Source organism: Streptomyces jumonjinensis (assembly GCF_009600885.1).
GTDB classification, from domain to species: domain Bacteria; phylum Actinomycetota; class Actinomycetes; order Streptomycetales; family Streptomycetaceae; genus Streptomyces; species Streptomyces jumonjinensis.
Genome location: NZ_VCLA01000145.1, coordinates 171616 through 197472 on the forward strand (window position 1 = coordinate 171616; position 25857 = coordinate 197472).

Annotated in this window: 21 protein-coding genes; 7 read left to right on the plus strand and 14 right to left on the minus strand. The window is 71.1% G+C overall.

Annotated elements, in window-relative coordinates:
• Nucleotides 1-29: 29 nt before the first annotated feature.
• From FF041_RS18220 to FF041_RS18235, 4 genes are all read right to left on the minus strand, one after another.
• Nucleotides 30-1772, minus strand: coding sequence for an L-lactate permease (locus FF041_RS18220; RefSeq protein ID WP_153523784.1), 1743 nt, complete (start codon nucleotides 1770-1772; stop codon nucleotides 30-32).
• Nucleotides 1773-1959: 187 nt separating this feature from the next.
• Complete coding sequence (locus FF041_RS18225) at nucleotides 1960-2316, minus strand: hypothetical protein (RefSeq protein WP_153523785.1); 357 nt, start codon at nucleotides 2314-2316, stop codon at nucleotides 1960-1962.
• 23 nt (nucleotides 2317-2339) lie between these two features.
• Nucleotides 2340-2909, minus strand: coding sequence for a TetR/AcrR family transcriptional regulator (locus tag FF041_RS18230; RefSeq protein ID WP_153523786.1), 570 nt, complete (start codon nucleotides 2907-2909; stop codon nucleotides 2340-2342).
• 168 nt (nucleotides 2910-3077) lie between these two features.
• Nucleotides 3078-3413 carry a tetratricopeptide repeat protein gene (locus FF041_RS18235; RefSeq protein ID WP_323372503.1) on the minus strand — a complete coding sequence of 112 codons (336 nt, stop codon included), beginning with the start codon at nucleotides 3411-3413 and terminating at the stop codon, nucleotides 3078-3080.
• A 135-nt stretch (nucleotides 3414-3548) separates the two neighbouring features.
• Here FF041_RS18235 and FF041_RS18240 point away from each other — a divergent pair, with 135 nt between their 5' ends.
• The 3 genes from FF041_RS18240 to FF041_RS18250 all read left to right on the plus strand — a co-directional run bounded on the left by FF041_RS18240 (nucleotide 3549) and on the right by FF041_RS18250 (nucleotide 8474).
• Nucleotides 3549-4514 carry a pirin family protein gene (locus FF041_RS18240; protein ID WP_153523787.1) on the plus strand — a complete coding sequence of 322 codons (966 nt, stop codon included), beginning with the start codon at nucleotides 3549-3551 and terminating at the stop codon, nucleotides 4512-4514.
• 91 nt (nucleotides 4515-4605) lie between these two features.
• Nucleotides 4606-4761: a hypothetical protein gene (locus FF041_RS18245; RefSeq protein ID WP_153523788.1), complete on the plus strand. Its 156-nt coding sequence runs from the start codon at nucleotides 4606-4608 to the stop codon at nucleotides 4759-4761.
• A gap of 377 nt (nucleotides 4762-5138) precedes the next feature.
• Nucleotides 5139-8474, plus strand: a complete 3336-nt coding sequence (locus FF041_RS18250; protein ID WP_323392041.1) for a S8 family peptidase — start codon at nucleotides 5139-5141, stop codon at nucleotides 8472-8474.
• Nucleotides 8475-8734: 260 nt separating this feature from the next.
• On the opposite strand, the gene FF041_RS18255 is transcribed toward FF041_RS18250, so the two are convergent.
• From FF041_RS18255 to FF041_RS18270, 4 genes are all read right to left on the minus strand, one after another.
• Nucleotides 8735-9991 carry an FAD-dependent monooxygenase gene (locus FF041_RS18255; RefSeq protein WP_153523790.1) on the minus strand — a complete coding sequence of 419 codons (1257 nt, stop codon included), beginning with the start codon at nucleotides 9989-9991 and terminating at the stop codon, nucleotides 8735-8737.
• 353 nt (nucleotides 9992-10344) lie between these two features.
• Nucleotides 10345-11253, minus strand: coding sequence for a LysR family transcriptional regulator (locus FF041_RS18260; protein ID WP_323392043.1), 909 nt, complete (start codon nucleotides 11251-11253; stop codon nucleotides 10345-10347).
• 234 nt (nucleotides 11254-11487) lie between these two features.
• On the minus strand, nucleotides 11488-11964 hold the full coding sequence (locus FF041_RS18265; RefSeq protein ID WP_153523791.1) for a MoaF-related domain-containing protein: 477 nt from the start codon (nucleotides 11962-11964) through the stop codon (nucleotides 11488-11490).
• Between the two features lie 457 nt (nucleotides 11965-12421).
• Nucleotides 12422-12820 (minus strand): nuclear transport factor 2 family protein, encoded by a 399-nt coding sequence (locus FF041_RS18270; RefSeq protein ID WP_153523850.1) that lies wholly within the window; start codon nucleotides 12818-12820, stop codon nucleotides 12422-12424.
• A 213-nt stretch (nucleotides 12821-13033) separates the two neighbouring features.
• Here FF041_RS18270 and FF041_RS18275 point away from each other — a divergent pair, with 213 nt between their 5' ends.
• A complete protein-coding gene (locus FF041_RS18275; RefSeq protein WP_153523792.1) occupies nucleotides 13034-14029 on the plus strand; it encodes a hypothetical protein in 996 nt (331 codons plus the stop codon).
• Nucleotides 14030-14189: 160 nt separating this feature from the next.
• Here the strand turns inward: FF041_RS18275 and FF041_RS18280 are convergent, their stop codons facing one another.
• A complete protein-coding gene (locus FF041_RS18280) occupies nucleotides 14190-15020 on the minus strand; it encodes an NAD(P)H-binding protein (protein WP_153523793.1) in 831 nt (276 codons plus the stop codon).
• 90 nt (nucleotides 15021-15110) lie between these two features.
• On the opposite strand from FF041_RS18280, the gene FF041_RS18285 reads away from it, so the two are divergent.
• Nucleotides 15111-16034: an AraC family transcriptional regulator gene (locus FF041_RS18285; protein ID WP_153523794.1), complete on the plus strand. Its 924-nt coding sequence runs from the start codon at nucleotides 15111-15113 to the stop codon at nucleotides 16032-16034.
• Nucleotides 16035-16200: 166 nt separating this feature from the next.
• Here the strand turns inward: FF041_RS18285 and FF041_RS18290 are convergent, their stop codons facing one another.
• From FF041_RS18290 to FF041_RS18300, 3 genes are all read right to left on the minus strand, one after another.
• The gene (locus FF041_RS18290) at nucleotides 16201-16422 is read right to left on the minus strand and encodes a hypothetical protein (protein ID WP_153523795.1); all 222 of its coding nucleotides are present in this window, start codon (nucleotides 16420-16422) and stop codon (nucleotides 16201-16203) included.
• A 234-nt stretch (nucleotides 16423-16656) separates the two neighbouring features.
• Complete coding sequence (locus tag FF041_RS18295; protein WP_153523796.1) at nucleotides 16657-21156, minus strand: glycosyl hydrolase family 18 protein; 4500 nt, start codon at nucleotides 21154-21156, stop codon at nucleotides 16657-16659.
• Between the two features lie 3 nt (nucleotides 21157-21159).
• Entirely contained in the window at nucleotides 21160-21732 is a 573-nt protein-coding gene (locus FF041_RS18300) for a hypothetical protein (RefSeq protein WP_153523797.1), read from the minus strand.
• 492 nt (nucleotides 21733-22224) lie between these two features.
• Here FF041_RS18300 and FF041_RS18305 point away from each other — a divergent pair, with 492 nt between their 5' ends.
• Entirely contained in the window at nucleotides 22225-22815 is a 591-nt protein-coding gene (locus FF041_RS18305) for a lytic polysaccharide monooxygenase auxiliary activity family 9 protein (protein ID WP_153523798.1), read from the plus strand.
• Between the two features lie 85 nt (nucleotides 22816-22900).
• On the opposite strand, the gene FF041_RS18310 is transcribed toward FF041_RS18305, so the two are convergent.
• Nucleotides 22901-23311 (minus strand): hypothetical protein, encoded by a 411-nt coding sequence (locus FF041_RS18310; RefSeq protein ID WP_153523799.1) that lies wholly within the window; start codon nucleotides 23309-23311, stop codon nucleotides 22901-22903.
• 425 nt (nucleotides 23312-23736) lie between these two features.
• Between FF041_RS18310 and FF041_RS18315 the strand changes: the two genes are divergently transcribed.
• On the plus strand, nucleotides 23737-24195 hold the full coding sequence (locus tag FF041_RS18315) for a hypothetical protein (protein WP_153523800.1): 459 nt from the start codon (nucleotides 23737-23739) through the stop codon (nucleotides 24193-24195).
• A gap of 215 nt (nucleotides 24196-24410) precedes the next feature.
• On the opposite strand, the gene FF041_RS18320 is transcribed toward FF041_RS18315, so the two are convergent.
• Nucleotides 24411-25685: an MFS transporter gene (locus FF041_RS18320; RefSeq protein ID WP_153523801.1), complete on the minus strand. Its 1275-nt coding sequence runs from the start codon at nucleotides 25683-25685 to the stop codon at nucleotides 24411-24413.
• Nucleotides 25686-25857 lie beyond the last annotated feature (172 nt).

Genomic DNA, 25857 nt, shown 5'->3' on the forward strand with positions numbered 1-25857 from the left:
CCGTCCGGGCCCGGGTCCGGACGGGCGGCTCAGGGCAGCATTCCGGAGAGCACGCCGGACTGGAGATGGACCAGTACGCACATCACGGCGAGCAGCAGCAGACTCCATCCGAGGGTCGCTCGGAACAGCACCGTCTCCCGGCCCAGCAGACCGACGGCCGTGGCCGCGATGGTGAGATTCTGCGGGCTGATCATCTTGCCGACGACACCGCCGGAGGTGTTCGCCGCGACCAGCAGGGTGGGGTCGATGCCGGCCTTGGCGCCGGCGGCCTGCTGGAGCGTGGCGAACAGGGCGTTGGCGGAGGTGTCCGAACCGGTGACGGCGGTGCCCAGCCAGCCCAGGACCGGGGAGAGGAAGGCGAGGGCCGCACCCGCTCCGGCGATCCAGGAGCCGATGGTCAGGGTCTGCCCGGACAGGTTCATCACATAGGAGAGGCCGAGTACGGCGGCGACGGTGAGCAGGGCCCAGCGCAGCTTCGCGACGGTGGCGGCGAACTCCCGGGCCGCCGCCGCGGGGCGTACCCGGTAGAGAGCGGCCACCAGCACTCCGGAGAGCAGCAGGAGGGTTCCGGCGGAGGAGAGCCAGGGAAGGGTGTAGACGGTGGTGGCCGAGACCTCGCCGGCCGCGGTGAGAATCCTGCCGTCGAGCCCCGGCCAGGGGACGGCGATGTCGCTGCGGGCGAGGAACTCCTTGGCGGGGCCGAGGAGTTTGGCCGTCGAGAAGACGGCGATCACGATGAGATACGGGCAGAGGGCCAAGGCGATGCGCCGGCGGCTGCCCGGGGGTTCGCCGCCGCCCGGGTCCAGGAGGACGGCGGCGGCGTCGCTGGGGACCTCTCCTGCCTTGCGGGCCTCTCCGTGCTCCCTGTCCCTCTCCGACTTCCCGTCCTTCTCCGACCTCCCGCTCTCCCCGCGCTCCCCATCCTTCCTGGCGAGATCGGCGGCGGCCTCCCGGGATCCCTGTGGCCGCCACACCCGCAGGAGGAGGATCAGGGCGGCGACCCCGGCGAGTGAGGCGATGATGTCGGTCAGCTCCACCGAGACATAGGTGGCGCTGAGGAACTGTGCGGCGCCGAAGACGGCCCCGCACACCAGCGCCGCGGGCCAGGTCTGGCGTACCCCTCGCCGGCCGTCCACCAGCCAGACCAGCAGGAGGGGCACACAGAGCGCGAGCAGCGGTGTCTGACGGCCTACATAAGCACCGATATCGGTATACGGAATACCGGTGAGATTCCCCGCCGTGATGATCGGGATGGCGATCGCGCCGAAGGCGACGGGGGCGGTGTTGGCGACCAGCACGGTGACCGCCGCACGGACCGGACTGAAGCCCAGCGCCATCAGCATCACACCCGTGATCGCCACAGGTGCGCCGAATCCGGCGAGCGCCTCCAGCAGACCGCCGAAGCAGAACGCGATGATCAGCGCCTGGATCCGGGGATCGTCGCTGATCAGCCCGAAGGCACGCCGCAGATCCTCGAAGTAGCCGCTCACCACGGTGAGTTGGTACAGCCAGAGCGCGGCGACCACGATCCACATGATCGGGAACAGTCCGAACGCGGCCCCCTGGCTCGCGGAGAGCAGCGCGAGACCGGCGGGCATGTCGTAGACGGCCATGGCCACGGCGAGCGCGACGCCGAGGGAGGCGAGCCCCGCCCAGTGGGCCTTCATCCGGGCCCCGCCGAGCAGGATGAAGAGGGTGAGCAGGGGCAGCAGGGCGACGAGCGAGGAAAGCGCTGGGCTGTCGGCGACGGGGGAGAGGACCGGTCGATACATGGGCACCCCGGATTTCCGGTGTCGGTCGGACCGCGCTCGGGACGGCTGCCAGTAAAGGAGGTCCGCCGAGGGCTGTACAGGGTGCGTGCCGTGCCGTCGTACAGGTTTGGCCATGCAGTCGTACGGTTGCGCCCGATGCTCGGGCCCGGACCGCGCGCTCGGTGCAGACGCGCGGTCCGGCCGGGTGTCAGCTCGGCAGCTTCGCGCGCTCGATCAGCGCCACGGCCGCCCGCGGGTCGGAGACCTGGACGATCAGCCGGGCGTACCGCTCATCGGTCAGCTCCACGACCACCGCCTTGGACGCGTCCCGTACATCCCAGAAGACCCGTTCGCCGCCGATGTGGAAGGTGCCGGCGACGATCAGACCGGGGAAGTGGGTGCCCGGGGCGCGGAAGCCCTTGGGTTCCCTGACGATCCCGGGGTCGGCGGTCGCGCCGCGGACATGGGTCAGGGGGATGGACAGCCGTTTCTTGAGCGCCCAGACTCTGCTGAGTCCTTCGATCTCCACGATCAGCCGGCCGTCGTCGATGCTGATCTCTGCCATATCCGCTCCTCGCGAGTGATTGATCAGTGGTGGCCGACACGGTGCGCCAGAGCGGCACAGGCCCGGTCGACGTCCGCGCCCGGGGCGCCGGATCTGGTACGGATGCGCAGCCCGATGATCGCGGCGCTGAGGGCGACGGCCAGACCGTCGTCCGAAGTGTGCGCGTCTGCCGGAGGCTCGGTGCCGGGCTCGGGCGCCGAGCCTCCGGCGGCCTCATCCAGCGCCGCGAGGGTGCGCGCGACCAGCTCCGCCACCTCGGCGTCCTCCGGCGCCCGCTCCACGGCCGCGAGCAGCAGCAGATCCAGACCTCCGCCCCCGTCGGGGGGGCCGAGTGCCGCGCGCAGCGCCTCAGCCGGGCCGGCGGCCTCCGCGACGCGTTCGATCAGAGGAGCGACCTCGTGCTCCAGAGACCACCTGAGCGCGGCGAGATAGAGCCCGCGCTTACTGCCGAAGGTCTTGTACAGACTGTTGCGATGCAGGCCCAGATGAGTGACCAGATCGTCGATGGAGGTGCCGTCGTACGAGCGTCCGGCGAACAGCCGCGCCGCCGAGCGCACCGCTTCGGCCTCGTCGAATCCTCTTGGGCGTCCCATGGGAAGAGCGTACGAGATTAAGGAACGATCGGTCAAGAATGATCGTTCCTTAAATGGGTGCGCGCCCTGTGTGCCGCCGTCCGGCGGCGCACAGGGCGCGCATTCAGGTATGGACGCGGCGGCCCGGATCGCGCCGCCCTCCAGCGGGTCGATCCGGGCCGCGTCCGCTCACTCTCCCGACATCGCCGCCGCCATCCGCAGATGCGGAGCGGCCTCGTCCGGCCTCCCCTGGCGCTCCAGTGTGCGGCCGAGCATCAGCCGTGCGTAGTCCTCCACCGGGTTGAGCTCCAGGATCGCCCGCAGCTCCGTCTCGGCCCGGCCCAGCTGGGCGGAGTGGTAGTAGGTGCGGGCGAGCAGCAGCCGCTGCGCGACCTGCTCCGGCGCTTCGTCGACGAGGCCGCGCAGAATGCGGGCGGCCGTCTGGTATTCCTTGGCGTCGAAGAACAGCTGCGCACGGTCCCACCGCTCGGCGGCGGTGCCGAACTCGTAGTAGGTCTCGCTCACTCGCTCTCCTCCTTGGAGGTCTTTTCCGGATCGTTGCATCGCTGTCAACGGACGAGCTTAGTTGAATATTCCACTACGCTGTGGAGCGTGGGGCTGACAGGCAGCAGCCGCCCGTACAGGAATAGGTTGAGCGCCATGAGTAATCTCGATCGTCAGGCCGCACTCTCCGTCTGCGGCGGTCGCGGCTTCGTCGTCGCCGAGCCGGTCCGCGAACTCCTCAGCCCTCGCCGGGTCCAGCTCGGCGAGTCCACCGAGGTCCGTCGTCTGCTGCCCAATCTCGGCCGCCGGATGGTGGGGGCCTGGGCGTTCGTCGACCATTACGGTCCCGACGACATCGCCGACGAGCCCGGCATGCAGGTCCCGCCCCATCCCCATATGGGCCTCCAGACCGTCAGCTGGCTCCATGAGGGCGAGGTGCTGCACCGCGACAGCACCGGCAGCCTGGCGACCATCCGCCCCCGTGAACTGGGTCTGATGACCTCGGGCCGGGCCATCAGCCACTCCGAGGAGAGCCCCAGGACGCATGCCCGCTTCCTCCACGGGGCCCAGCTGTGGGTGGCCCTCCCCGATGCCCATCGGGGCGTGGAGCCCCACTTCCAGCACCACACCGAGCTGCCCACCGTCACCGCACCCGGCCTGAACGCCACCGTCATCCTCGGCACCCTGGACGGCGCAACCTCCCCCGGCACCGCCTACACCCCGATCACCGGCGCGGACCTGACCCTCGCCCGAGGCGCGGAACTCGGCCTGCCGCTCGACCCCGACTTCGAGTACGCGGTGCTCTCCATGTCCGGAGAGGTCCATGTCGACGGCGTCCCCGTACTGCCCGGCTCGATGCTCTACCTCGGCTGTGGCCGCACCGAACTTCCGCTGCGCGCGGAGTCCGACGCCGGCTTGATGCTGCTCGGCGGCGAGCCCTTCGAGGAAGAGCTGATCATGTGGTGGAACTTCGTCGCACGATCCAACGAGGAGATCGTACAGGCGCGTTCGGACTGGATGCAGGGCTCACGCTTCGGCGAGGTGAAGGGGTACGACGGCGGCCCGCTGGCGGCTCCCGAACTCCCGCCGGGGCCGCTGAAGAAGCGCGGAAGGGTGCGTTGATCCGGGCTTGAGTCACCGGAGGCGTGCCCGCTCCCCGGGCTGCGGGCACACCTCCGGAGAGACGCGCGAGGCCGAGTCGGCGGGGTGCCGGATGTCTGGGCGCGACGCCGCCACCAGCGGACGCGTACGGACCCTGTGCCGGCAGACGGGAGCCACCCCCGGACAGCTCCTGCCCCAGCTCGCCGAACACGCCCGGCCGGGCGAGGACGGCACGGTGGTGGCCGTGGAGCCGTTCACACCTGGCTGAATCCGCTCCCTGCGCCGATGCCGCAGGCAGGGACTCACGACGCTGAGGCAGCGTCACCCGTCGCGCGAGAGCGCCTCCGGTAGCGCCACCGCCCCGGCCTCTCACCCTTGTGACAGTGAACCCGCACCCCGAGACGGCCACTGGGCAAGCAACCGCCTCTCACCACCACGAGAGCTCGCAGCGGTGCGGGGCCTCTCCTCGGGGGGAGTGCCGAGAGCCGGGTTTCGGCCATCAACGAGGTCGAAAGCAACCGAAGTTGGCTGTCCCTCATCTCCCCGCGGGGAGTGGGGAGCGGGGCCGCTCCCCGTACTTCACCCCCCGACCCCGCCGAGCATGGAGTCACCTTGTTCTCCAGCACACGGCAGAACCGTGGTGCCGTGACCGTCACCACAGCACTCACGGCGGCGGCCCTCGTCGCCGCACTGACCAGCACCACCTCCTTCGCGGACACGTCCGGGCCCGGCGGCGACGGAGTGAGCGTCGCCGCGGGGAAGAGCGGGAAGGGCGGCACCGCCGCCGGGACCCGCTGGGTCACCCTGATCACGGGTGACCGGGTCGGCGTGGACGCCGCGGGCAAGCCCGTGGCCGTCGACCGGGCCGAGGGCCGCGAGAAGATATCCCTGCGGTCCTTCACCGAGAAGGGCCGCACCTACGTCGTCCCGGCCGACGCCGAGAGGCTGCTCGCCCAGGGCACCCTGGACCGCCGGCTCTTCGATGTCTCCGGGCTGAGCAGCCCGGAGAGCCGCCGGGCCTACCGCAAGGGCCTGAAGGTCATCGTCGCGTACGAGGGCTCCTCCGGCCCCTCGGCCCGCCAGGGCGTGCGCGGCAGCGAGGATGTCGCGGTGCGGCGTTCCCTGCCCAGCCTGAACGCGGACGCGGTCACCGTCTCCGAGCGGGACACCACCGCGCTGTGGGACCAGCTCACCCGCGCCGTCGGTGGCAAGGGCGCCCGGACCGTCCAGGCCGCCCCGGGCGTCCGCCGCATCTGGCTGGACGCGGTCCGTACCGTCCATCTGGACAAGGGCACCGCCCAGATCGGCGCCCCCAAGGCATGGGAGGCCGGGTACGACGGCAAGGGCGTCACCATCGCGGTCCTGGACACCGGTGTCGACGCCACCCACCCGGACCTGGAGACGCAGGTGATCGCGGCGAAGAACTTCACCTCCTCGCCGGACACCAAGGACCGGGTCGGACATGGCACCCATGTCGCCTCGACCGCGGCCGGGACCGGCGCCAAGTCCGGCGGCGCGTACAAGGGTGTCGCCCCCGGAGCCAGGATCCTCAACGCCAAGGTCCTGAACGACATGGGCATGAGCGAGGACTCCGGAGCCATCGCCGGTATCGACTGGGCCGTGGCCCAGGGCGCCGATGTCATCAACATGAGCTTCGGCACCTCCGACACTCCTGGGCTCGACCCGCTGGAAGCCCACGTCAACAAGGTGACGAAGGAGAAGGGCGTCCTTTTCACCGTCTCCGCCGGCAACGAGGGACCGGGCCCCGGCTCCGTCGGCTCCCCGGGCAGCGCGGAAGCCGCTCTCACCGTCGGCGCCGTGGACGAAGCCGACAAGCTCGCCCGCTTCTCCAGCATCGGCCCGCTGGCCGACGACGGCGCGATCAAGCCGGATGTCACCGCTCCCGGTGTGGGCACCACCGCCGCCTCGGCCCCCGGCAGCGACATCGCCCTGGCCGTCGGCGAGAACCCCGCCGGCTATGTCTCCATATCCGGTACCTCCATGGCCGCGCCGCACGCGGCGGGCGCCGCGGCGCTGCTCAAGCAGCAGCACCCCACCTGGTCGGGCGAGCGGCTCAAGGCCGCGCTGACCGCCTCCGCCAAGGACGTCGGCCACACCGTCTTCCAGCAGGGCACCGGCCGGATCGCCGTCGACCGCGCCATCGGACAGACGGTGGTCGCCGATGCGACCACCGTCTCCTTCGGCCGGCAGCAGTGGCCGCACACCGACGACAAGCCCGTCACCAAGGAGATCACCTACCGCAACCTCGGCGCCCAGGAGGTCTCCCTGGACCTGACGGTCCAGGGCACCGGCCCCCAGGGCAAGCCGGCCCCCTCGGGCTTCTTCACCCTCGGCACGGACAAGGTCACCGTCCCCGCGGGCGGCACCGCCACCGTCCCCTTCACCGCCGACACCCGGATCGGCGATGCCGACAACGGCGCCTACACCGCCGCCGTCATCGCGACCGGCGCCGGCCAGACCGTGCGCACCACGGCCGCCGTGGACCGCGAAGTCGAGTCTTACGACCTGACCCTCGACTACGTGGGCCGTGACGGAAAGCCCAACCTGGCCTTCTTCACCCACCTGGCCCAGATCTCCGGCGCGGGCAATGCCTCCGAAACCGACCCCGGGGGCAGGAGCACCACGACGTTCCGGCTCCCGGCGGGCGACTACGCCATCCACGCGAGCCTCTCCCACGAATCCGGGGAATCGGACCGGCTGGTCCACCCCAGGCTGGCGCTGACGAAGAACACCACCGTCACCGTCGACGCCCGCCTCACCAAGCCCGTCACGATGAGCGTTCCGGACCCTCGGGCCCGGATGACCGCCGCCGGGGCGGCCTTCTCCGCCGGCATCGGCGAACGGACCATCGAAAGCACTTCCTACCTCTCCACCCTGGACGGTTTCCGCACCGCACAGCTGGGCCCGGAGCAGCCCGCCGGTGTCAAGCTCAAGGACGTCCTCCTCGCCCAGTGGGAGCGCGATGCCTCGACCCAGTACAACCTCGCCGCCGGCGGCGAGGTGAAGCGGCTCTTCACCGGCTACAGCAAGAAGTTCGAGGCCGGCGACTTCGCCAAGGCCACCGCGACCCTCGGCGCCTCCGTCACGGGCAAGACGGGGCGTACCACGGCGTCGAGCGGGCTGGAACGCCTCAGCTTCCCCTCCGAGTACCCCTTCGCCCTGCCGGGCTCCCGGACCCACTACCTGGCCACCGACGGTAAGGCCAACCTCTGGTCCCTGTCCGGCGGGCAGCTCGACGCCCAGGGCTGGGAGGAGACCGATCACATCTCCCCGGAGCGGGACCGCCGCCCGGGCACGAGCCACCGTACGACCCTCGGCTCCGCCGTCCACTCCCCGCTGATGGACGGGAAGACCGGCGTCCTCCGCCAGGAGAACAAGCTCAAGTTCGTTGTGCCGCTCTTCTCCGACGGCCGGGGCAACGCCGGCCGGTCCGCGTACCTCTCGGCGAAGACCACGCTCCACCAGGGCACCACCAAGGTCGGGGAGAAGGAGGACCCGCTGGCGGGCTGGGAGAGCTTCACCGTCGGCGCGGACGACGCCGAGTACACCCTGACCACCTCGGTCACGCGGAGCCCGTCCGTCTCCGCCGTCGGAACCCGTGTCGACGGCTCCTGGACCTTCCGCAGCGCGAAGCCGCCGACGGACGCCGAGACCCGCACCGCGCTGTCCACCGTGCGCTTCGGCGTCCAGGTGGACCTGGACGGCACCGCTCCGGCGGACCGTACGGTGACCTTCCCGGTGACGGTGCAGGGGCCCGCGGCGGGCACGGGGCTGAAGTCCCTTGAGGTCTCCGTCTCCTACGACGGCGGCGCGACGTGGCAGCGGACGCCCGTGACCAACGGCGAGATCACGATCAAGAACCCCGCCAAGGGGAAGTCGCTCGCACTGCGGGGCGAGGTCGCCGACACACAGGGCGGCAAGGCGAGCGTGACCGTGTACGACGCGTACATCGGCGAGTAACCGCCGGTCGCCACAGGCGACGCGCACCAGAAGGGCTCCACCGCTGGAGAAGCCGGGCGGTGGGGCCCTTCCCCGTCTGCCGTGTCCGTCTCTCAGGGCTCGCAGATCATCAAGGTGTTGCTTTGTTTTCTGGGGCTCGTCGGTGTGGTGTGGGCATCCTGGACGGGATCCGTGGTTCGTGGTGTTGTCGCCGTATCCGGACGAGCGGCGACGACGGCTGCTGATGGCCGTGGAGGCCCCGCCATGGGGTGCGTTGATCCTCACCCTGCCGGGTCCGCGGCATGGCGCGGGACCGTCCACGACGCGTGGGCGTTGACCTGGGCCACGGTGGACCGGGCCAGCTCTCTGTAGCGGGTCGCGATCTCCTCGGCCTGCCCGGCGGGCAGCGCCCCGCCGTGGTCCGCGGCTCGCGCGATGATCTCTTCCGGTCCCAGGTCCCGGTTGGCCAGCACGACCGCGTTGACGGTCGGCCGGCGCATCCGGTCGTAGCGGCGGAGCGCGGCCACAGGGTCGTTCTCCCGGGCCAGACACCAGGCCAGTACCCGGGTGTCGACGACGGACTGCGATCCGCCGTTCATGCCCATCGGGAACATCGGGTGTGCGGCGTCGCCGAGCAGGGCGACCCGTCCGAAGCTCCACCGCGGCAGGGGGGCGCGGTCGAGCATCGGATACTCGAAGATCGCCGAGGAGCGGTCGACCAGCGTCGCCAGGTCGATCCACGGCAGGTCCCAGCCCGACAGCCCGGCGCGGGCCTCCGCCGTCGTGACGCGACGGCTGGCGCCGTCCGGAGCCGGGGCGGACGGCCCGTGCCGTACCTCCAGCACCCAGTTCATCAAGGCTTCGCCGCCCTCGGTCGCCGGGTCCTCGATCGGGTACGCGACGAACTTCGCGCCAGGGGTGCCGCCGGCCACCACGATCGAACGGCCGTCGAGGACGTGCGGGTACCGTGCGACCCCGCGCCACATGTGGACGCCGTTCCAGTTCGAGGGGCCCTCGCCCGGGTAGAGCTGGGTGCGGACCGCGGAGTCGATGCCGTCGGAGCCGATCAGCACATCGGCGTCCTCGACCGTCGAAGCGCCGCTCGCCCGGTCCAGGAAGTGGGCCCGGACACCGCCCGCGGTCTGCTCGAACCGCTGGAACAGCCGGCCGGTGCGGACCGAGCCCGGCCCCAGCCGCTCAAGCACCGCCGTCAGCAGCAGCATCTGCAGACGCCCGCGGTGCACGGAGTACTGCGGCCAGTGGTAGCCGGCCGCGAGCCCGATCGGCTCCTCCCACACCGCCTCGCCCGTCCGGTCGCGGTAGCTCAGCCGATCCGGGGGCAGCGCGATGGAGGCCAGTTCACCGGCCAGGCCGAGCTCGGCGAGTTCCCGGACGGCGTGCGGCAGCAGGTTGATCCCCACGCCGACCGCCTCGACAGCCCGCGCCGCTTCGCACACCTGCGGCGCGAAGCCGGCGGCATGCAGGCTCAGGGCGCAGGTCAACCCGGCTATGCCCCCGCCCACGACGATCACTCTCATCCGCCTGTCCCTGCCTCTCGCCCACGACGCGCTGCTCGTCGCCCAAGAGGACGACCTCCTCCGCCTGGTAACCCCAGCGGCCCTGGAGCCCATGGATGACGGCACCCGACACCCCCTCCCACTCGGGAATCCGGGAATCAGGCCGCAGACCAACGGCCCGCCATCAGCCTCTGGCCACCGGCTGCGCACGTCCAATACACAGCGGTGATGGCAGCCGTCATCATCGGTGATCGCAACGGGACCACCGCTGTACGGGGGACGCTGCGGGGGGCTTGTACGGGCTTGTACGGGCTTGTACGGGCTGGTACGGGGCTGATACGGGGGGCGTCGCCCAGCGCTCCGGTGGTGGTGGATTACGCGGTGGCCCCGCCAGGCGCCGGCCTGTCGGACAGCTCCGTCCACAAGTCGAGAAAGCCCCGCAGCGGCGCACCCAGCTGGGTGCCCAGCCGCCAGACGAACACCTTCCGCAGCCGGATGGCGGGTTCCAGCGGCACGACGACGAACCGCGGGTCGGCGGCGAGAACAGGACTCGTCCCGGAGGTCAGGGCGATGCCGACCCGCTCCGCGACCAACGCGACCTGGAGGGCGACGTCGTTCGTCGCGTAGGCGATGTCCAGTCGCAGCGCCCGCGCGGCGAAGGCGTCACGGATGAACGCGTGAACTCCGCTGTCGGTGCCGTAGCTGATGACGGGGCTCAGGACCGCATCGTCGAGGGTCATCGGACGGTTCGCCGCCCTGCTTCCGGCGGGGAGGACCGCGACGATCCGGTCCTCCAGGAGCACCCGTGATCCGACGGCGGCGGGCAGCCCTTCCGGCGGCGCCGCGATCACGGCCGCGTCGATCCCCCCGTCGCGGACCTTCGTCAGCAGCGACGGGCTCGACGCCCCGGCGAGACTCACCGAGACCCCGGGATAGCGGCGGTGATACTCCCCCAGCAGCCGGGGGATGCGGGTGCCTTCCAGACCGCCGACGGTCCCCAGGGCGAATGAGCCGCTGAGCAGAGTGGAACGGTCGGCGAACTCCAGGGTGGCCGACGCAGCCGCCGCCAGACAGGCCCGGGCGTGCGGCAGCAGAGCGGCGCCCCCGGAGGTGAGGACCACCTGCCGGGGCAGCCGTTCGAACAGCGGCTCGCCCAGCTCCTTCTCCAGGGCCTGGATCTGCTGGCTGATCGCGGGCTGAACGACATGACAGCGGGCCGCCGCCTTGGTGAACGACCTCTCCTCCGCCACCGCGACGAAGTACTCAAGTGTGCGGAGCTCCACGGCCCTGAGGCTATCAACTCCGGTGATGGGAGGCTGTGTTGTGCCGGAGGCCGAACCGGTCCGACCGGTTCCGGTCAGGGTGACCAGCGGGGCGGATGCCGACGATCGGCTGGCCCCCCCGGACCGAGGAGATCCGGGAGACCGGCCGATCAAGTCGGCGAGCAGGACGGGCGGATCGCCGCGGGTGATCCGCTCCGGGCCCCGAGGGGGGCCGGAGCCGGGTGGTGGCCGGGCTCACTCGACACGGAGGAAGGTGCCGGAAATCTGGATGAACTGAGTGCCCAGGACAATGCTGCTGTGGACCCGGTGCAGGGTGTAGTCCTGCGCCTGGGTGACGTACGACCCGGTAATGGGCTCATGCCAGGTCAGGGAGTACAGGCATTCCCGCAACCGGGTGGTTTTGAAGGTGATCTCCTGGGTCAGCCCCGCGTTGGTTCCCGCGGTCACCACCAGGGTGGCCTCAGTCGCCGAGTGGAAGGCGATGGTGCCGGCGAACGGCCCCGGTCCGAACGGGGTGTTGTCGCCGTAGTTCAGGGCCCAGGTCTGACCGATGGCGGGCACCGTGGTCGCCGGGTCACCCTGCCCGTGCTTCTCGCACTTCACGCCCTGCCGGGGCGCGGGGGACGGATCCGCCTGGACTGCCGGTGCGGTCGTGGTGAGCATGGCCAGGGTGAAAGGCAACGCGACGCACGCGAGCCGGAAAGCTCTCATGTCTCATTTCTTCTGTTCCGGTGTCGACCAGGTGACGGTCGTTCATCGGGCCGGTGTCCAGCAGTCCAGCACGCACCCCGGGGGACGGCGACCCGGGCCGCGCTCTCGACGCCTGGGCACGGTGGAATCCCGACGGCCGCACACCGTTGCTCCAGGAGAAAACCCCCGGATGAGTCGAGCGAAGGGTGCTCTGACCGCCCGGGAACCCTGTAGCCCTGCTTCCTCTCCCGCCCTGCGCTCACCGGATGACGCCACGGCAGGGCGACGGCTCCGCGCCTCCGCCCTGGAGCGGAGGCCAGGCGGGGCGCGCGGCAGCGCGGGGAGACGGGCGAGGGAGAGCCGTCGCTCGCCATACCAGCGGTGGTGGGGCCCATGGTGCGGAGGCTGGAGGCGTATGCTGCGGTGACGCCCGCCCCCGCCGGCCGCTCCTGACGCTGGTGTCCCGGGTCCCGGACCGCTACTCCACACCGGGCGGTACGGGGGTGGCCTGGTGGTAGTACATCCGCCAGCCCTCGCCCGCGTCCCCCTCGCGCCAGATCGAACTACGTCTGGTCCGGCGTCCGCCGAGCATGGTCTCAAACGTGAGATGCACCAGACCTGGTGCGAGCAGCACCCCCGAGATATGCGAGGGCTCATAGCGGGGAGCCTCCGCCGAGCTGCCCGGGATGTCGGGCAGCTCAGCGAGCATGGTGTCGTGGGTCCACCTCCGGCCCGACCCGCCGACCTCCGTGAACTCCGGGTCGAGGAGCCGCCCGGCACGCTCCCGCGACGAGCGCACCTCGGGGTCCATAAGCTGGAGCTCGCCCGCGATCGCCTGACGCACCGCGTCGTTCATCTCATGTATCTCGTCGTCCATCTCGTTCACAGGCGTATCCTCGCGGACTCGGGCGGCCCGCCGCACATGGCTGCGAGACCGTCCGTCACACCGGGGCCGGGCTCCATGTCCTCCGCGCGTGACGGCAGCGGGCGCCCTCCACCCGAGGGGCCGCCGGGCCGCCGGCTCCGCGCTCCGCCGCGCGGAGACGAAGCCCCGCCCCGCCCGTACGGCCCTGTCGGGGCAGACACCGGGGTGCGGTGCCCCCTCGGCCAGCAGCTCCGGCACCTCGGCCCGGCGGTTCGACGGCGGCCGAGACCGGCCAGGGCCCTGCGCCGTCCTGGCCGCCCCGGCCAGACCAGCGCCTGGACGGTCAGCGGATTCCGGCCGTACGAGTTCGGGGAGTTCACCTACTTCCTGGAGTCGAGACCCGGTCATCGGGCCCGCCACTTCTTCCTGCCCGACGCGGACAACCTGTACGGGCAGACCGGCTTCAGCCAGTGGCCCTACAGCCGCTACGGCTCGGTCGTCATGCCCGACAGGCTGGCCCGGCCCGGGGACCACGGCAACCGGGACTGGTTCAAGGGGCCGCTGGTGCCCGGTGTGACCGCGGTGCATGTGCCGCCCTACCGCGACGGCAACACGTTCCTGCTCAACATGGCCACCATCACCGACTCCAACCACGGCCACGCCTTCTACTTCCCCGCCGACGACGCCGAGACCCGGGTGTACGAGAACGGTGAACTGATCGCCACCGGCAGTTACCCGCAGGGGTACTTCACCGTCGACAGCGGGGCGAAGGCCACCTACCGTGTCGAGGTCGACGTCAAGGACCAGGTGGACCAGTGGCAGCTGGCCACCGCCGGCCACACCGCATGGACCTTCGACTCGGCGGGCACCGAGGGGCAGACCCCGCTGCCGCTGGTCAACAACGTCTGGGACCTCCCGCTCGACGGGGAGAACGCGGCCCGCGCCGGAGCCCCGTTCACCCTGGCCTTCAGGCCCGCCACGAACTACGACGCCACCCCGGTCCCGATGAAGGACGCGAGCCTGGACGTGTCCTACGACGGCGGCACGACCTGGCGAGCGGCCCCCACCCCGGTCAAGGACGCGCAGGGCGCCTTCCGAACCGTCGTCCGCCACCCGGCGAAGGCCGGCACCGACGGCTTCGTCGCCCTCCGAGTGAAGATCACCGACGAGAACGGAGGCAGACTGGAGCAGACGGTCACCAACGCCTACCGGCTGAAGTAGCCGCCACCGCACCGCATATCCGTCCCGCATGACCTGAAGGGCCCGGCCGCCCGGCAGCAACCGGCGGCCGGGTCCGCGCATGTGTCTCCACGAGCGCGCCTCGAACCCCACCCGCGGTGGCGTCGCCGATCCGTCGTGTGCCAGCCGTCCTCCGGATGGATCAGGACCAGGCGCCGGCCGCCGCCGCGCGGGCCGCGTAGACGTCGAAGTCGAGGGGCTCCCGCCCGAGGACACGCTGGACTCCGTCGCGGGGCTCGGTGTGGTGGCCCGCGCGCATCGCCTCGAAGAGGGCGTCGAGTTCGTCGACCGCCTCCTCGGGCAGTCCTTCGGCCCGCAGCTCCCCCCGGTACTCCGCCGGGGTGAGCTCCACGAACTCGATCGGCCGGCCGGCCGCCCGGGCCATCGTCGCCACGGCCGCCTCGAAGGTGACCGGACGCGGCCCGGAGAGCTCGTACACCTCGCCGTGGTGGCCGTCCGTGGTCAGCAGCGCCGCCGCGACGTCGGCGATGTCATGGACGTCGACGAACGGGTCGGGGACGGAGCCGGTCGGCAGGGCCAGCCGGCCCGCCCGCAGCTGGGTCCGCCAGACGGCGTCGTCGTCGAAGTTCTGGTTGAAGTTGTTCGGGCGGATGATCGACCACTCCGCGCCGGAGGCCCGTACGGCCCGCTCGGCGGCGGCCATGCCCCGGAAGACCGTCGCGGGCACCTGCTCGATCCCGCGTCCGGACAGCACGACGAAACGGCGGACCCCCGCCTCCGTCGCCTGCTGGACGAAGACCGGCACCACGGCCGGATCCGCAGGGGCCATGAGATACACCGCCGCCGCCCCGTCCAGCGCGGGCGCCCAGGTGCTCTGGTCGGACCAGTCGAACCGTGTCTCGCCGTTGCGGGACGCGGCCCGTACCAGCCGGCCGGCTTCCCGCAGCGTACGGACCAAGGGGCGGCCGGTCTTGCCCGTGCCGCCGAGAACGAGAATCGCATCGTCAGTCATGACAGAGAGCCAACCGGAACGGCGGCAAGGGCCCCATGGCTCGTCGTCCGGGGAACATGTCCGTTCGTCCGGATCGTTAGGGTGAGACGCATGGACCCGATCGACGAACTGCTCCGGGGGGTGCGCACGGACGGCGCCGGCTTCAGCCGGCGGGAGCTGTCGCCGCCCTGGAGCCTGCGATTCTCACCGGAGGCGGATCTGACGCTGGTCGCGCCGCTGCGGGGCGAGGGCTGGATCTCCACCGGGAAGGGCGGAGCGCCACGGCCGCTGCGGGCCGGTGACGCCCTGGTCGTACAGCAGCCGGTGGCATGCGTACTCGCCGACCGACCCGCCTCCGCCGACCGACCCGCCTCCGCCGGGCAGCCGGCTGAGCGGCCCACCGGCTCCACGACGCTGGTCATCGGGACCTACCAGGTGCGCACCGAGGTGGCCCGGCGGCTGCTCGGGGTGCTGCCGCCGCTGATGGTGCTGCCCGGCGGGGACGACTGCTCCTCCGCGCTCGACTTCCTGGACGCGCAGGCCGGCGCGTGCCCGCCGGGGCAGCAGGTCGTCCAGGACCGGCTGCTCGACTGGCTGTTGGTGTGCACGCTGCGCGGCTGGCTCGATCAGCCGGAGGGCCTGCCGCCGGGGTGGCTCGGCGCGCTGACCGACGACGCCGTCGGCCCGGCGCTCCGAGCGATGCACGCGGCGCCCGAGCATCCCTGGACGCTCGCGGCACTGGCCGCCGAGGCGGGAGTGTCCCGCACCACCCTGGCCCAGCGGTTCGCCCGGCTGGTGGGCCGGCCGCCGCTGACCTATCTGACCGACTGGCGGATGGCCCTCGCCGCCGATCTGCTGACCGAGTCCACCGCGACGGTCGCCGCCGTGGCCCACCAGGTGGGCTACGCGGACGCCTTCGGCTTCAGCGCGGCCTTCAAACGGATCCATGGGGTGAGCCCCAGCGTGTACCGGGGGACCGGCGGCAGGGCCCCGGAGTGCGCGGGCGCGGCGTGCGCCGACGGCAACCGGGCGTAGGCGAGTGCCCTCGAAGTCCCGTCTGTCTGCCGTGCCCTGCGGGCACGGGGGCCCGCGCCCGCGGGGACGGTTCCCTCCCACCGGCCGGCCGGAGCCGGACCCCCGCGTCTCGCTTCCGTCGGCGGGCGGAGCGACCCCCCACACCCGACTCGGCGAGACGAGCCGGCTACTCCGACTCCGGTGCTGTTCCGCCGACGATGCGCCTCGCCGCCTCGCTCTCAGCGGCAGCGGGCGACAACTCGTCCAGCGTGTCGAGATCGTCTCTCGCCAGCTCTGCCTCCCAGGCGGCGGCGAGCTGCTCCTGCTCGTCGGCCGGCCGTCTTGCGACTTCCTCCCGGTGCTCCGGGCTCAGGGCGGTCAGGAACCGCGCGACGGCGTCCATGGGCATGCTGTTCTCCTTCGATCACCTGGGGCACAGCCGTTCCGCGCCCTTGCCAGCATGATCGAGCCACGCCGCTCGCCCGAGGATGTCGCGCTCAGGACGCCCCTCGAACGGGTGGCCTCAGGGCCGGATGGCAGCGATCGGCCGTCTTCCGTATCCCCTGCCCGCAGGGGATACGGCAAGCCGGGGCCCCGGCGGGCTCATGACTCCGCCGGGGCCCCGATCGTTCGGACGGGTGGGTCAGGGGGCGGCCGGGCTGAGCCGCTGCCACGGCTTTCCGCCGTTCGCCTCCGCCGTCCCCGGCTCGACGGTGGTGTACCACTGGGCGTACCAGTAGTACCCGCCGTGCTTCACGAACGCCGCCGTCGAGTTCGCCAGGTCACCGGTGATGATCCGGGTTTCCCGGTCGGTCGCGCCGTTCGCCGCCTCGATGTCGTGGTCCGCGCCGGCGGCCCGCAGCTTGAACAGGCCGTTGTGCCGCGGCCCGCCCGGGGCGCCCTCCTGGCCGCTGTCGCTGATGGGCACCAGCTTCCACTTCTGCGCACCGCGCTCATCGCACCTGATGGAGGCCGTGTCCTCACGGGAGCCGGTGGCGGTCAGACATCTGCCCCCACTGGCGACGGTATGCAGACCGCCCCCCACAGAGGTGATCTTCCAGTACTGGTTGGGGTTGCCCGCGTCGGCTTCCACGAGATGGACACGGGACTGATCCGGGAAGTTGTCGATCATCATCGGCCGGCCGGCGGGGCTGTCGGCGTACTCGAACTGCCAGCCCTGGGCCCCCTTGTCGTACATGCGCCACATCCGTCCGCCGTCGGGCCGGTAGACCTGGCCGGGCTTCCACGCCGCCGCCCGGCAGGCGGTGCCGGACGCGGGCGCGGGCGGGTCGACGACCGTTGTACCGCGCCGCTGGCCCGTCGTGGAGGCGAACTCCTTGCCCCCGGCCTTGACGGTGACGTTCGCCGGTCCGGTGATGGGCAGGTAGTACCGGAGGTCGATCTCCCGGGACGCCCCCGGCGCCAGATCCTCGCAGTAGCCGAGGGTGAGCGTGAGCCGGTGGAAGGCGCCCTTCAGCCCACCGGCGTTGGGACCGGTGTGTCCGGGGACGAGGCCCTTGAGCTCCTTGTAGTCCCGGTCCTTGACGTTGGGCGGGGTCGAGGTCGGGAGGTCCAGCGCGATCTCCGTGCCCTGCGCGAGGGTCACCTTGGTGTTGTTGGTGATCCTCAGCTTGGGCTGCATCGGAAAGAGATCCTTCTCCCCGGTGGGGAAGTCGGTCAGCTCCACCCGGACGTCGACCGCCTCCTTCGGCATGCTCCGCCCGGCGCCGGCCTGTGTGCCGTCCGGGGCGCCGGCCGCCCGCAGCGCCGTGTCGAGCCGGCTGGTGAGGTCGTACCCCATGCCCCACTCGCCGCCGGACCGCCGGGTGTAGTCGCCCGACAGCTCCCACATCATGGCGCCGCCGATGCCCTTGTCCGCGATGTACCGGGCCTTAGCGTCCAATGACCGCTCGTTCTCCGTCGACAGGAACACCTTCTTGCTGTCGTTCCACAGCCAGGGAGCCTGGAGCGCGTCGGAGTACTTCTCCGTGTACGCGCCGGTCAGCCGGCCCGTCTGCGAGCCCGGGTCGACGCCGTAGGACCGCAGATAGCCGGGGGAGAGTCCCGCCTGGAGGTTCTTGGTGTGCCACAGCGGATTCGACCCGGCGCCGACCTCCTGGCCGTTCTCCTTGTCGTGCCAGATGTTGTCGATCCCGATCGCGCCCAGCCCGCACCGCTGCGCGTTGGACGGGCCCCGGCCCCCGGTGCCCTTGGGGCACTGGGACTGGTCCGGCATCGTCGCCGTGCCCCACAGCCCGTCCGTACCGCCCTGGACGTCGCGCCAGCCGCGGGAGTAGTACGGGATGCCCATGTTGATCCTGCTCGGAGACAGTGCCCCCCGGTAGTAGTGGTACGCCCAGTCGGCGTTGAAGTAGCCGTGCTTCTGGAAGTCCTTCGTGTCGGCCGACTGGTCGTCGTAGACTCCGGCGTCGGCGAGCTCGTTGTCCCGTCCGTCGTCGTACAGCGGGGCCTGCGGGCCGACGTACTTGTTCCAGGAGCCGTGCAGGTCGTACGCCATGATGTTGACGTAGTCCTGGTACTGGAGCGCCTGACCGGCGTCGAGTCCGCGCACCAGATAGCCGGACGAGGAGCCGGCCGAGGTGAGCAGGTAGTAGCGGCCCTTGGCCGTCCCGGCGCGGTCGAGCTTCTCCCGCAGGGTCTTCATCAACACGTTGTAGCCCTGCTGGAGTCCCGCGCGGCGCGGGTTGGAGACATCCCAGTCGGCCGGATTGCCGGTGTTCGGCAGCGAGGTCGGGTACTCGTAGTCGATGTCGACGCCGTCGAAGCCGTACCGGTCCAGGAACGCGGTGACCGAGTCGGCGAACTCGGCGATCCCGCGCTCGTTCACCGTGCCGTCAGCGTTGGTGGCCATCGCGTAGAGGTTGCGGGTGTCCTCCCAGCCGCCGACGGAGATCAGGGTCTTCACCGCGGGGTGCCGCTTCTTGTAGGTGTTCAGGAGATTGAAGTGGCCCTTGTACGGCAGGGACGGGTCCATGGCGTTCCGTGCCCCGGACCAGGTCATGCCGGTCGCCGGGTTCGCGGGGTCCTGGACGTCGCCGACGCTGATGCGGTCGTTCTCCACGCGGGCGAACGCGTAGTTGATGTGAGTCACCTTCGTCCACGGGATGTTGGACACCAGATACCTCGGCGTCCCGTTCGCGCCCGTGCGCCGCCCGTTGAAGTAGCCGATCACCCGGCGTGAGCGGTCGTTGCCGACCCACTCCCGCCCCGAGGAGTCGTAGACGTCGCAGTACCGCGTCGCCACCCCCTCCGTCGGCTTCATGCCCTCCGGACGGCAGTCCCCGGACGCCGCGGGCTTGGCGCCCCGGTTGTCGGGCGAGTCGTCGAACGGGTCACCGGCGTCCCCGGCGCCCGGCGGGGTCTTCGGCACAGGGGCGAGGGACCAGCGCTGCGCGGCGCTGTCGTCGCAGCGTGCGACCTGGAGCTGACGGCCGTCGCCGACCACCCCGCCGGGTACGTCGAGACAGTTGTCCGACTGCGGATTCAGCAGCTCCCCGGCACCGGTGTGCACCCACTTCTGCGCGGGCGACCCGTTGCAGCTCCACAGCCGCACCGGGGACCCGGCGGAGGCGCCGCCGCTCTGGACATCCAGACACTTGCCCAGGGCCCGCACCTCTCCGCTGGACGCCAGGGTCCATACCTGGCCGGCGGCGCCGGAGCAGCCGTTCTGCCGTACGGGGGTCCCGTCGGCGTCGCGGCCGTCCCGGACCTCAAGGCACTGCCCGCCGATCCCGGTCAGCAGACCGGTCCGCGCCAGCGGCGGCACGGCCCGCTCGGGGGCGACGCCGGGGGCCTTCCACCGCTGCCCCGGCTGGGCCGGGTCGCACCCCTTCAGCAGCAGCGTGGCATCGCTGCTTCCGGCGGTCAGACACCGGTCACCGTTGCGTACGACGGCCCAGCCGTCCCCGGCGTCGATGATCCGCCACTGCTGGTTCTCGCGGCCTTCGGCGGCCTCCACCAGCACGGCCTGATGGGAGTCCGCGCTCTGTCCGAGCGCCCGGTTCGGGTCGAGCTTGCTGATGAACCGCCACCCCCCGGTGTCGCTCCAGCGCATGGACCAGGTCTGGGCCGCGTGCCCGGTGCCGGCCAGCGCCTTGACCCGGGTGCCCACCCGGGAGTCGGCGTTGTGGACATCGGCGACCAGCCCGTCCTTGGCTGACTGGAGGGGGCCGGTGAAGGCGGGCAGAGTGATGTCGCGGGGATTGCGGGCGATGGCGTGCGCCAGCACCAGGACCGATCCGATGGCCGCGAAGGTGAGCCGCTTGGTCTGCTGGAAGTAGTGGTCCTCCCCGAGGGCCCACTGCCGGGAGATGGGCCGCCAGCCGTTGATGAAGTTGGCCTGAAATCCAACCTTCCGTCCGGTGCCCACAAGGGCTTCGCCCACGACGGTGGCGACATTGCTGAACCGGGCGGCCTCGGCGAACATGACGGCGAGCCGGTCGATCGCCGTCTTGAGCGCGTCGGTGGACCGCTCTCCCGTAAAGCCGGTCAGGGCCTCCACCGACGACACGAGCGCGCCGAAGTCGAGGTTGATGTTGGACAGCGACTGATAGTTGACCTTGAAGCCCTCGACGAACACCCTCGTCAGACTCCGGACCGTCTCGGGCAGAAGCGCTGTGTTGAGGTCGCTCTGGGGACCGAGCCAGTAGAGCTTCTGGTCCTTCACGAACCCGAAGAGATAGGCGTCGCTGTTCTGGAAGAGCAGTTGGATGCTGTCGCTGCTGGACACCAGGTCGGTGACGTCCAGGAGCGAATAGCCGGCTCGGCCCAGAATAGCCGTGGCGTGCGCTCCCGTGCCCGCGAGACTATGGCGCAGGGTCTCGATGAGCGTCAGATACTCCGTCCGCGCATCCGCGACGACGTTCGCCGTCCGGGCCTGCCCGGGTGGAGCGGCGGGCACCGCGATCCGGGCGGGAGCGGCGGCCCGCTCGGCCTCCGCCGCCCGGGGCCGCTCCTGGGCCTGCGCCTGGACGTTGGCTTGGGCTTGGGCTTGGGCCTGCGCCTGTACTTGCGCCTGGGCTTGGGCCTGCGCCTGTGCCGGCGCCAGCAGCGCGAGGCAGGCCAGGACCGCGAGAAACCCCGTGACACAGCGGCCTCGGCCGCCGGTGAATACCTCGGTCATGACCTAGATCGCCGTGTACTCGTACGTGGCCCGCGCCTTGTAGCCGCAGGAGACGGTGCCGCAGTCGGACTTGTCGTAGTAGACGACCGTGTACGTCCGGCCCTTGCGCACCCCCGGGAGGTCGATCGTGGCCGTGCAGTAATTGCCGCAGTCGTACGTCGCCCAGTTCCAGGAGACCCAGTCGCCCACCTTGGTGCTCGCCCCGATGGATCCCTCGTATACGCCGATCCAGTGGCTGGAGTCGTAAGGGTCCTCGTTCCCGGGCGTCAGATAGGTCACCGCGACACCGCGCTTGGAGGCGCCGACCGCCAGCTCGCTCCAGATGCTGCTGGGGGTGACGCCCATGATGTGAAAGCCGTTGTCGGTGTCGTCGACCTTGACCGCCGAGGACCGGTCGATGATCAGGTCCCTCGGCAGCGGCCCGCTCTGGGCCGAGGCGGCCGGTGTGAGGCTCGGCCGTACGGCGTACCCGCCGATCGCGGCCCCGCACACGACCGCCGCGACCACCACGACCTGCCACGTCCGCACCGCCGGCACTCCACCGAAGCGTTTCAGCAGGGTTCTCAACCTGGACACCGCATTTCCTCTCACCGGACGACCGTGGCCGGCGGCCGATGAGCCGGCCGCCGGTCCGCCCGCTCCGGTGGTTCCGTGGGAGTCGCCGGTGCGCACGGCACAGGGGAGCCGGGTGCCGGCTCCCATGCCGCGTCGGTCACCAGGGGCGACCGAGGCAGGCCGACCGTAGAGAGGGCCGGTCAACGTCGGATAAACGCGGGCCCCCGGACGCGGGCCGGTGCTCAGCGGGCGATCGCGGCCCGCTCCTGGTGATCCGGGGGGCATGGGCGGGTGGGGCTCGTGTCCGCTGTCCTGCGAGGTGTCGGGCGCACCATCGGCCACAAAGACATCAGACATACAGCGCAGACACTTTGGTCACCGAGCAGACGCAGACCCAGAGACTTGGTCTAGACCTGAATCCGGTACGGAGGCTACGCTCGCACTCGGTCTGGACCGCACTGCTTGATCGCCTCCCCCACCTGGCGACCCCCACACTCTCCTCAGGAGCGAAGCATGCGCAGGAAGATCACATCGGTTCTCGTCGGTCTCGGCGTCCTCGGCGGAACCCTCATCGGCGCCACCGGCAGCGCGCAGGGGCACGGTTACGCCGACTCCGCCGTCAGCCGCCAGAAGCTCTGTGCCACCGGGACGGTCCAGAACTGCGGCCAGATCCAGTGGGAGCCGGAAAGCGTCGAAGGGCTGAAAGGGTTCCCGGGCGGGGGACCCGCCGACGGACAGATCTGCGCCGGCGGCAACGGCCGCTTCTCCGAGCTGGACGACCCGCGCGGCGGAGCCTGGCCCGCCGCCTCGCTCGCTTCCGGCCAGAGCCACACCTTCAATTGGCGGATCAAGGTCCGCCATGCCACGGCAGACTTCCGCTACTACATCACCAAGGACGGGTACGACCCCGCCAAGCCGCTGACGCGCGCCGACCTGGAGCCCCAGCCCTTCCTCACCGTGCCGTTCGGCGGAGCGCGCCCGCCCGCCACGGTCACCCACACCGGCACCCTGCCCCGTAAGTCCGGGCGTCATCTGATCCTCGGCGTCTGGACGATCGCGGACACCGCGAACGCCTTCTACTCCTGCTCCGACGTACGGTTCTGACCCCTGCCCGTACCGATGGGCCCCGGCGTGAACCGCGCCGGGGCTCCGTGGCGAACGGGTCGTGCCGGGCACCGCGCACGATGAGTCAGTTCACCGGTCGCAGGAGTTTCAGCGAACTCGTCAGATCGTTGAAGCCCTGAAGGTTCGGATACCGGACCCCGGCGGTGAGGCGGGTACGCGAGCCGCCCTGGTTCCCGTGCTCGTAGAGCATCACATCGCATATCTGTGTGACCTCGACCGAGCTGAGGCGGTCGTTCCAGCCCTCGGGCAGCTCGCCGATGTACTGCGGCTCGTGGTTGAGGACGCAGTTGTAGGCGTAGAACAGGATCTGGGCGCCGCTGAAGTCCGCGTGTTCCCAGCCGACGGCGACGACCACCTGCCCGCTGCCCGCGATGGCGTCGCCCCGGTCGGCCAGGGCGGTCCCGGGTACGCCGGCCACCAGGGCGATTCCCGCCGCGCCGGCCATGAGCGCCCTGCTTCCGAAACGCTTGAACACGACGGTCTTCTCCTTCCGGTCATTCCGGCTCTTCCAGTCCTTACAGCCCTTGCGGTCCTTACGGCCGGAGCCCGCGAACGGGACCGCCGCCCTGTGACACGCGCGGAGCCGGCCGACGGTTCACCCGGGGGCCCCGCGGCGTACCGTCCAGCGGTATCGGCGCCGCGCTGGCCGTACGCCCCGCAAGGCCACCGTCTTTCCGACGGCGCGACGAGGAAACTGCTATAAAACGCGGGCGAACCTCCGCGGGACCGGCGTTCACCGGCGGCTGCGGACCAGCCCCTGTTCCGTGAATGCGAGGCATGCGAATGAGCACCCACCGGCATCGAGGCCCCCGCGTCCCCGACCCTCGACCGGGTGCGTCGGCGCTTTCGGCCGACGGAGAGAAGGCCGGCCGTTCCGCGGTCCGCCGCCGCGCCCGGGGCATGACGCACACAGAGGCGGCGGCAGCACTCGACGAAGCGGAGTTCGACCGCCGCCAGGACGCATGGCACGAAGAGAGCGCCGACGACCGTGGGCGCGGTGCGGCCGAGCTCGCGGAGTGGCAGCGCATCGTGCTGCTGCTCGCCACGACCGGAGCCCCCTACGACCCGGACTCCGACACGGTCGACCAGGACGAGGAGAACACCGGCAGCGAGAAGCCCCGCCGGCGGGAGCTCGCCGACGAGCACCACCGCACCGCTCTCACCCCCGACGTTCTGCGCCACGCCCTGCTGCGCACCCTCGCTCGCACCCAGCTCCTCGACGGGCTGAGCGAGGACGAGCAGGCCGCGATCGAGCGGCTGCCCCACACCGACCCCTCGGCCGCCCTCGCCGTCAACGCGCTGCTCGCCCGCGCCCACGACGCCGGCGCGGGCCGTGCGCACCAGAGGGACCGGTCGTGAGCGGCGACACCACCGGGTCCCACCAGTCGCCCGTGTGTGCGTGCGACACTCCGCGAAGACCGGCTGCTCGCCGCTGCGTGCCGACGGCTTCGGCCCGCGGGAAGCCGTCACTTCGTACGGGCCCGACCGGGTTCCACACCCTCATCGCCGGCTGACGGCCATCGCACGACAACGCGCACCGGCCCGCCCGGGCCCCGTCTTCCGCACCCTGTGGTTCAGCGGCCTCCGCCGTCGTCGCCCGTCCCGGTGGAGACCTTCGGCGCTTGGCGGAGTCCGCGGATGGCGGGCACACAGAGCATGACGGCGATGCAGACGATCCCCATGACCGAGGAGAAGAGCAGCACGCGGTCGGCTCCGACGGATTCGGCCGCCGGACCGGACAGCGCCCGGCCCAGCGGGATGACCATGATGGATCCGGCGACGTCGTAGGCGTAGACGCGGCTCAGGACGGCCAGGGGGATGTGGGACTGCACGCTGGTCGCCCACATGACTCCCCAGAAGGCGAATCCGCAGCCGGCCAGAACACCGGTGAGCGCCGTGACGGTGAAGGACCAGCCGAGGGCGGGCGCCAGTGGGTTGAGGGCGAAGAAGAACATGGCACAGGCCCCCGCGACGAGCGGGCGACGGGGCCGGACCCGCATGCCGAGCAGTCCGCCGATGATCGTGCCCGCGCCGTCAGCGGAGGCGATCCAGCCGTATCCGCTGGCCCCGTGCTGTTCGATGAGCAGCGCGGCGCCGAGCGGCAGAGCCGGGCCGAAGACGAAGAGGCCGTAGACGGCCCAGACGGCGATGACCCCCCACAGCCAGGAACGGGACCGGAACTCATGCCATCCCGTGACCAGCCTGCGGAACATCGGGTCGTCGCTGTCGTCCCGGACGGTGCTGAGCTTGCGCAGCGGAGCCAGGCCCAGCGCACTGAGCGCGTAGGCCGCCGCGATGACCACGAAGGATCCCGACACCTGCCAGTAGGCCACGAGGAGACCGGCCACTCCGGGACCGATCAGGGTGCTGATCGCCTCGGAGATCCGCAGCAGCGCGTTGGCCCGCTGGATGTCCTCGGCGACCTGGGGGACCATGCTCGCCAGACCGGGCTGGAACATGGCGGTCGCGGCGCCGCTGAGGGCCATCAGCACCATGATCTGCCACAGCCGTACATCGGTGGCGACCAGCAGCGCCGCGAGCGCGAGCATGGCCGCCATCCGCACCACATCGGCGCCGACCATCATCACCTGCGGGGTGAACCGGTCGGCCAGCACTCCGCCGAAGAGCACCAGCAGAGCGATCGGCGCCATCCACGCGGCCAGCGCGTATCCCACCCCGCCGGCCCCGTAGCCCGCCCCCAGCACGGCAGTCGTGAGGGAGACCATCAGCATGCCGTCGGCCAGCAGCGACGTGCTGCGGGCCATGAAGAACAGCCGGAAGCGGCTCGACCGCCACGGGCTGGGAAGAGAGTCCGGCTTTCGCTGGACCGTCGCATCATCGATCGTCATGTCACATCCGCCGGTCCCGGCCGGTCCCTTCCATGAGAATCTGCTGCCGGAGCCATGCGCTGCTCCGGTCGGCCTCCGCCGGTGGATCCTGGACGATCACATAACGGCGGGGGGCCAGAAGCCCGGGACGGCCGGGGAGGGCGCCCATCAGCGCGGTGTGGGCCTTCGCCGG